The sequence below is a fragment of the Pedobacter sp. PF22-3 genome, from assembly GCF_026239555.1.
In the GTDB taxonomy this organism is placed as follows: domain Bacteria; phylum Bacteroidota; class Bacteroidia; order Sphingobacteriales; family Sphingobacteriaceae; genus Pedobacter.
On the sequence record NZ_JAPIVP010000011.1, the window covers coordinates 175,590 to 181,822 of the forward strand.

The window sequence follows — 6,233 nt, forward strand, 5'->3', positions numbered from 1 at the left end:
TTAGAATTAGGGCTATACGAAAAAAGGTCCCGATTTGCATCGGGACCTTTCCTTTTCTTTTAAAATCAATTAAACTTTGATTTCAACTTCAACACCGCTAGGTAATTCAAGTTTCATTAAAGCATCAACTGTTTTAGAGTTAGAGCTATAAATATCCAATAAACGTTTGTAAGCGCATAATTGGAATTGCTCTCTAGCTTTTTTGTTTACGTGTGGAGAACGTAAAACAGTAAAGATTTTTTTCTCTGTAGGAAGTGGAATCGGACCACTTACCACTGCACCCGTAGGTTTAACAGTTTTTACGATTTTTTCAGCAGATTTATCTACTAAGTTGTAATCGTAAGATTTTAATTTAATTCTGATTCTTTGGCTCATCTTATTTTTAATTATGGTTTCCTGTTAGAGCTATTAACAACAGAAACCGGATTTATCTTGAGTTTTGCGTTAAGCGTTTTGCGTGCGGCGAAAATCATCGCTAAACGCAAAACGCTATCCGCTTAACAAATACTAGTCTTCAGATTTAATTCTTCCTTTAGATTTAGCTACTACTTCATCCTGAACGTTTTTAGGCGCTGGCTCGTAGTGGTCAAATTCCATGGTAGAAGTTGCACGGCCTGAAGTGATGGTACGTAACTGCGTTACATAACCGAACATTTCTGAAAGTGGAACTAATGCTTTAATTACCTGAGATCCATTACGGGTATCCATACCTTGTAACTGACCACGACGACGGTTCATATCACCGATAACATCACCCATGTTTTCTTCAGGGGTTAAGATTTCGATTTTCATGATAGGCTCCATCAAAGATGGTCTACATTTAGGTAAAGCCTCACGGTATGCCATACGGGCTGCAAGCTCGAATGATAAAGCATCTGAATCGACTGCGTGGAATGAACCATCGATCAAACGTACTTTCATATCAGGAAGTGGATAACCAGCCAATACACCGTTAGACATTGCAGAAGCAAATCCTTTTTCAACTGAAGGGATAAATTCACGAGGAATTGAACCACCTACAATTTCATTTACGAATTGTAAACCACCTTTTTCAAAGTCAGCATCAATTGGAGAGATTACCACTTTAATATCGGCGAATTTACCACGACCACCTGATTGTTTTTTGTAAACTTCACGGTGTTCAGTCGTACCGAAAATTGCCTCTTTGTATGCTACCTGTGGCGCACCTTGATTAACTTCTACCTTAAATTCGCGTTTTAAACGGTCAATTAAGATATCTAAGTGAAGCTCACCCATACCAGAAATTACAGTTTGACCAGTTTCCTGATCTGTCTGAACTCTGAATGTAGGATCTTCTTCAGCTAATTTAGATAAGCCCATACCTAATTTATCTACGTCAGCCTGAGTTTTAGGCTCAATAGCTAAACCGATAACCGGCTCAGGGAAGTTCATCGATTCAAGAACGATTGGATTTTTCTCTTCGCAAAGTGTATCACCAGTTTTGATATCTTTAAATCCTACTACAGCAGCAATATCACCAGCAGCCACATTAGGCACAGGGTTTTGCTTATTAGCATGCATTTGGAAGATACGTGAGATACGCTCTTTACTTTCTGAACGGGTGTTGTAAACGTAAGAACCAGCTTCTAAATTACCTGAGTAAACACGGATAAAACATAAACGGCCTACAAATGGGTCAGTTGCAATTTTAAATGCTAAAGCTGCAAATGGCTCATTGATGCTTGGTTTTAATAAAACTTCTGCACCTGTATCTGGGTTAGTACCTGTTACACCTTCTGAATCAAGAGGTGAAGGCAATAATTCCATTACGTAATCCAACATGGTCTGCACACCTTTGTTTTTGAAAGATGAACCACATACCATAGGAACGATTTTAGCATCTAAAACAGCTGCACGTAAAGCGTCTAAAACTTCGCGTTCAGTGATGGTTTCAGGAGCGTCGAAGAATTTCTCCATTAGAGACTCATCATAATCAGCAACTGATTCTAATAATTTTTCTCTCCACTCAGCAACCTCATCAACCATATCATCAGGGATAGGCACTTCAGTAAAGGTCATGCCTTTATCATGCTCATTCCAAACGATACCACGGTTGTTGATCAAATCAACCACACCTTTGAAGTTATCTTCAGAACCGATAGGTAATTGCAAAGGAACTGCATTGCTACCTAACATATCTTTAACTTGCTTAACAACTTTTAAGAAGTCAGCACCAGAACGGTCCATTTTGTTAACGAAACCGATACGGGCAACATTGTAGTTGTTAGCTAAACGCCAGTTCGTTTCTGATTGAGGCTCAACACCATCAACAGCCGAAAACAAGAACACTAAACCATCTAATACACGTAACGAGCGGTTTACCTCTACGGTAAAATCCACGTGTCCTGGTGTATCGATAATGTTCATGTGATAGTTCTGGTTTCTGTATTTCCAGTTAACTGTAGTTGCAGCAGAAGTAATGGTAATACCACGTTCCTGCTCTTGTGCCATCCAGTCCATTGTTGCAGCACCTTCGTGCACCTCACCAATTTTGTGACTTACACCAGCATAATAAAGGATACGCTCAGTTGTTGTGGTTTTACCCGCATCAATGTGAGCCGCGATTCCAATATTTCTTGTAAATTTTAAATCTCTTGCCATGTTATGTTTTTGATTTATCTGATTTTAAATGATTACACCGATTATGTAAAAACAAATCGGTGCAATTTATCTAATCAGTATAATCTTCTAATTAAATCTGTGTAATCTTACTAATCTGTTAATTCTAAATTAGAATCTGAAGTGAGAGAACGCTTTGTTAGCCTCAGCCATTTTGTGCGTATCTTCTTTCTTCTTAACAGCAGCTCCTTCACCTTTAGCAGCAGCTACGATTTCACCAGCTAATTTCTCTTTCATGGTTTTTTCACCACGACGACGAGCGTATAAAATTAACCATTTCATACCTAAAGCTGTTTTACGCTCTGGTCTAACTTCTGTTGGAACCTGGAAGTTAGCACCACCAACACGACGAGATTTAACCTCTACAGCTGGCATAATGTTAGTTAACGCGCGTTTAAATACTTCTAAACCGTTTTCACCTGCTTTTTTCTCAGCAATTTCAACAGCATCGTAAAAAATTGAATAAGCGATAGATTTTTTTCCATCGTACATCATGTTGTTTACAAAACGGGTTACCTGAACATCATTAAATTTTGGATCAGGAAGAATAATTCTCTTTTTTGGTTTTGACTTTCTCATTTCTTATTTCCTCCCGATTATTTTTTCTTTCCTTTTGCAGGTGCAGCAGCTGCTTGACCTGGTTTAGGACGTTTAGTACCATATTTAGAACGACGTTGGTTACGACCAGCAACGCCTGATGTATCTAATGCACCACGGATGATGTGGTAACGTACACCTGGTAAATCTTTAACACGACCACCACGGATCAATACAATAGAGTGCTCCTGTAAGTTGTGACCTTCTCCAGGGATGTAAGCATTCACCTCTTTACCGTTCGTTAAACGAACACGGGCTACTTTACGCATTGCTGAGTTTGGTTTTTTAGGGGTAGTGGTGTACACACGTGTACATACACCTCTTCGCTGTGGACAGCTGTCCAACGCTGGAGACTTACTCTTGAACTCCAGTGCTACTCTACCTTTTCTAACTAATTGTTGAATGGTTGGCATTGTGCTTTTTTATGTTTTTTATTTAAAAAATTTACCGCTCCCCCGGCATCCTTGCAGATAGCCCATAAAACGGACTGCAAAAGTAGAACAATTCTTTTTAAAAATCAAGGGGTTAGCGTAAAAAGTTTTCAGTTTGCACTTATCAGTTTTCAGTTGAGGATTAAGGAGTTGCAGTTCTTCCTTTCTCTTGTCGTCATTGCACACTGAAGTGGAGGCAATGATGGTGGCGTGAAGCAATCTTTCTCATATTAAATACTCAAGGCATCCTTGCATGTTTCATGATTATTAAACTCTTATTTGGAAAGCAACTTCCGCCACTCTTAGATTGAGTTCGGCCCAATATTATTAAGTTAAGGGATAAATTGAAAAAGATGTCACCTTGAGGGATCGTCTCATTGCTGAGAAGGCTTTTTCAGCCGACAAAGCAATCTTTATAGCAAGGATCAATTAGCATGATAGATTGCTTCGTCGTTCCTTCTCAGCAATAACGACATTTTTTGGAGTTCGTTTGGATAGCGTAGTCAAAGTTTATCAATCTCAAGTCTTCAACTACGCTCAGACTGACGAACGCTTTACTTAACTTAATAACATTGCACTACGGGTGAATAACAACCTATTAAGATTCAAAAAAAAAGTCCTCCAGTTTTACCTGAAAGACTTTCCTTTTTTAAGCTTTAGCTACTTTTTTTGTGTGTTTTTTATGATGATGTTTTTTATGACCTTTTTTTGTCATTGATTTTTCTGTAGTTGGTTTTGCAGGTGCTGCAGTTTGCGCGTTAACGGTGGCGAAAGTAAACATGGCTAATAAAGCGATGCTCAAAACTTTAATTGCTTTCATTTTCGAATTGATTAATAATGAATAAACCTTGTTATTTTGTTGATTAAATCTCGAAAATCAAAATGAAGATTTAATGAATAATTAATTAGTGAATTACTGAATGTTTGAATGCAATAATAATTGAGTGATATTTAGCTCCTTACGGCAAATCGAATGAGAAAGTATAATTGAGTCTTTTCCCTCTCAAAATATACTCAGAAACCACTTTACCATCTACCAATATTTTATATTCGCCTTTAGCTTCTTTTTTGGCCACAGCCAAAGTTTTAAGCTGAACAGGCGTGCCTTTTTTTAAGGTAACCCTTTTTTCCCAGATTCCGTTCACGCCTTTAAGTGCTGTCTGTTGTTCATTTTCATCGGTATAAGTTACATCTGCCGTTAAGCCCTCGCCAAAACTGGCCTGGTACACAACATGATGAGTTTCTTTTTGAGGAATATCTAATTTACCCTTAGACATGGAATAAACTGTGGTCATCACGCCAAGAGCGCAGCTGCTTAAAGCAATGATCAGTAAAAAACTGTAGAAAATATTTTTCATTTGGTAAGGTTTAGATCAAGATGACGACGTTTTAAAGAAAAGGTTGCAAGGAAAAGAAATGATTAAGTAAGAAAATATTGGATTAGACTAGCCTATTCACTCATTTTATTATTCAAAATTCATTCTAAACCCACTCATTCCATCATTTACTAAACGTATCGAGATATAAATCTTCTACCTTTTTTCTGGCCCAGGGCATTCTTCTTAAAAACTTCAAGCTCGATTTGATCGTTTGATTGTTATTAAAACAATCGATCCTGATCAATGATCCCAATTTTTCCCAACCATAATGTGAATGGAGGTCGGTTACTATTTTTTCTAACGTGATACCGTGTAAGGGATTGTTCTTTTGCTGTTCGGCCATTTTACAAAGTTAAGGCAAAATTATTAGGGTTTATACTGTGCCTTCCAAACATTTGCACCACCGCAATCAGGATCATTTACTTTGTGGCTGATCACCTCAAATTGGTTTACCTGAAGCAAGTCCAGATATTCAGCTGTAGCCAATGAGGCATGAAAAAGGTTTTCGCCCCCGTTCATGCCCCACACTTCTCCCTGCTCCGTTCCGGATGTAAACAGTAAAATACCGTTAGCCTTTAAGTGACGCTTAAAAATGGCAAACATATTGGGCTGGTCATCAGCCGGAAGATGAAAAAAGCTATGCCAGGCAATAATAACATCAAATTTTTCATCCAGATCCAGTTCTCGCATATCCTTAATCAGAAACCTTGTGGCTGGGAAGTTGGCCTTAGCTAATTCGATCATGAGCGCACTGGCATCAACGCCTAAAACATTGATGCTATGGTTAATAAAATATTCCAATATAGGTTTCCCATCACCGCAGCCCAGGTCTAAAACCTTTGCATCAGGCGGAAGGCGTTCGAAGATATCATTTAAGTAAGCTTTTTCTACCGAATCGGTGTAACGGTTTTCGGCAAACCAGCGACCTATCTTATTGTAAACTTTATAAACGTTTTTACGCTCTCCTTTTTCCATCCTTAAAATTTCGATACTGATTAGTGTTAATGTAGAGCTTTAAAACATCCAGCAGTTAGTGATGCCTTCGCAACACTAAGTTAATCATATTTCTATTTTTTTGGAAACAAACGTGCTGTGGTACTTGGCAAATGCAGCCCTGCCATCCGCTTTATTCCGTTGTACTTCATGCCCGCTACTGTCAGGTTTAGGATGAAAGGCCTGCTCCCGA

Annotated in this window: 8 protein-coding genes; all 8 read right to left on the bottom strand. The window is 38.4% G+C overall.

The window, feature by feature from the left end; genetic code table 11:
* Window positions 1-69 precede the first annotated feature (69 nt).
* Window positions 70-375, bottom strand: coding sequence for a 30S ribosomal protein S10 (gene rpsJ, locus OQX63_RS15500; RefSeq protein ID WP_008244591.1), 306 nt, complete (start codon window positions 373-375; stop codon window positions 70-72).
* A gap of 132 nt (window positions 376-507) precedes the next feature.
* On the bottom strand, window positions 508-2,622 hold the full coding sequence (fusA, locus tag OQX63_RS15505) for an elongation factor G (protein WP_265851735.1): 2,115 nt from the start codon (window positions 2,620-2,622) through the stop codon (window positions 508-510).
* A 129-nt stretch (window positions 2,623-2,751) separates the two neighbouring features.
* Window positions 2,752-3,219 carry a 30S ribosomal protein S7 gene (rpsG, locus tag OQX63_RS15510; RefSeq protein WP_025145241.1) on the bottom strand — a complete coding sequence of 156 codons (468 nt, stop codon included), beginning with the start codon at window positions 3,217-3,219 and terminating at the stop codon, window positions 2,752-2,754.
* Window positions 3,220-3,236: 17 nt separating this feature from the next.
* The gene (gene rpsL / locus OQX63_RS15515) at window positions 3,237-3,650 is read right to left on the bottom strand and encodes a 30S ribosomal protein S12 (protein ID WP_010599925.1); all 414 of its coding nucleotides are present in this window, start codon (window positions 3,648-3,650) and stop codon (window positions 3,237-3,239) included.
* A 667-nt stretch (window positions 3,651-4,317) separates the two neighbouring features.
* A complete protein-coding gene (locus tag OQX63_RS15520) occupies window positions 4,318-4,488 on the bottom strand; it encodes a hypothetical protein (RefSeq protein WP_265851736.1) in 171 nt (56 codons plus the stop codon).
* Window positions 4,489-4,627: 139 nt separating this feature from the next.
* Window positions 4,628-5,026 (bottom strand): hypothetical protein, encoded by a 399-nt coding sequence (locus OQX63_RS15525; RefSeq protein WP_265851737.1) that lies wholly within the window; start codon window positions 5,024-5,026, stop codon window positions 4,628-4,630.
* A gap of 142 nt (window positions 5,027-5,168) precedes the next feature.
* Window positions 5,169-5,390 (bottom strand): VF530 family protein, encoded by a 222-nt coding sequence (locus OQX63_RS15530; protein WP_265851738.1) that lies wholly within the window; start codon window positions 5,388-5,390, stop codon window positions 5,169-5,171.
* 23 nt (window positions 5,391-5,413) lie between these two features.
* Window positions 5,414-6,022, bottom strand: coding sequence for a class I SAM-dependent methyltransferase (locus OQX63_RS15535; RefSeq protein WP_265851739.1), 609 nt, complete (start codon window positions 6,020-6,022; stop codon window positions 5,414-5,416).
* Between the last annotated feature and the right edge of the window lie 211 nt (window positions 6,023-6,233).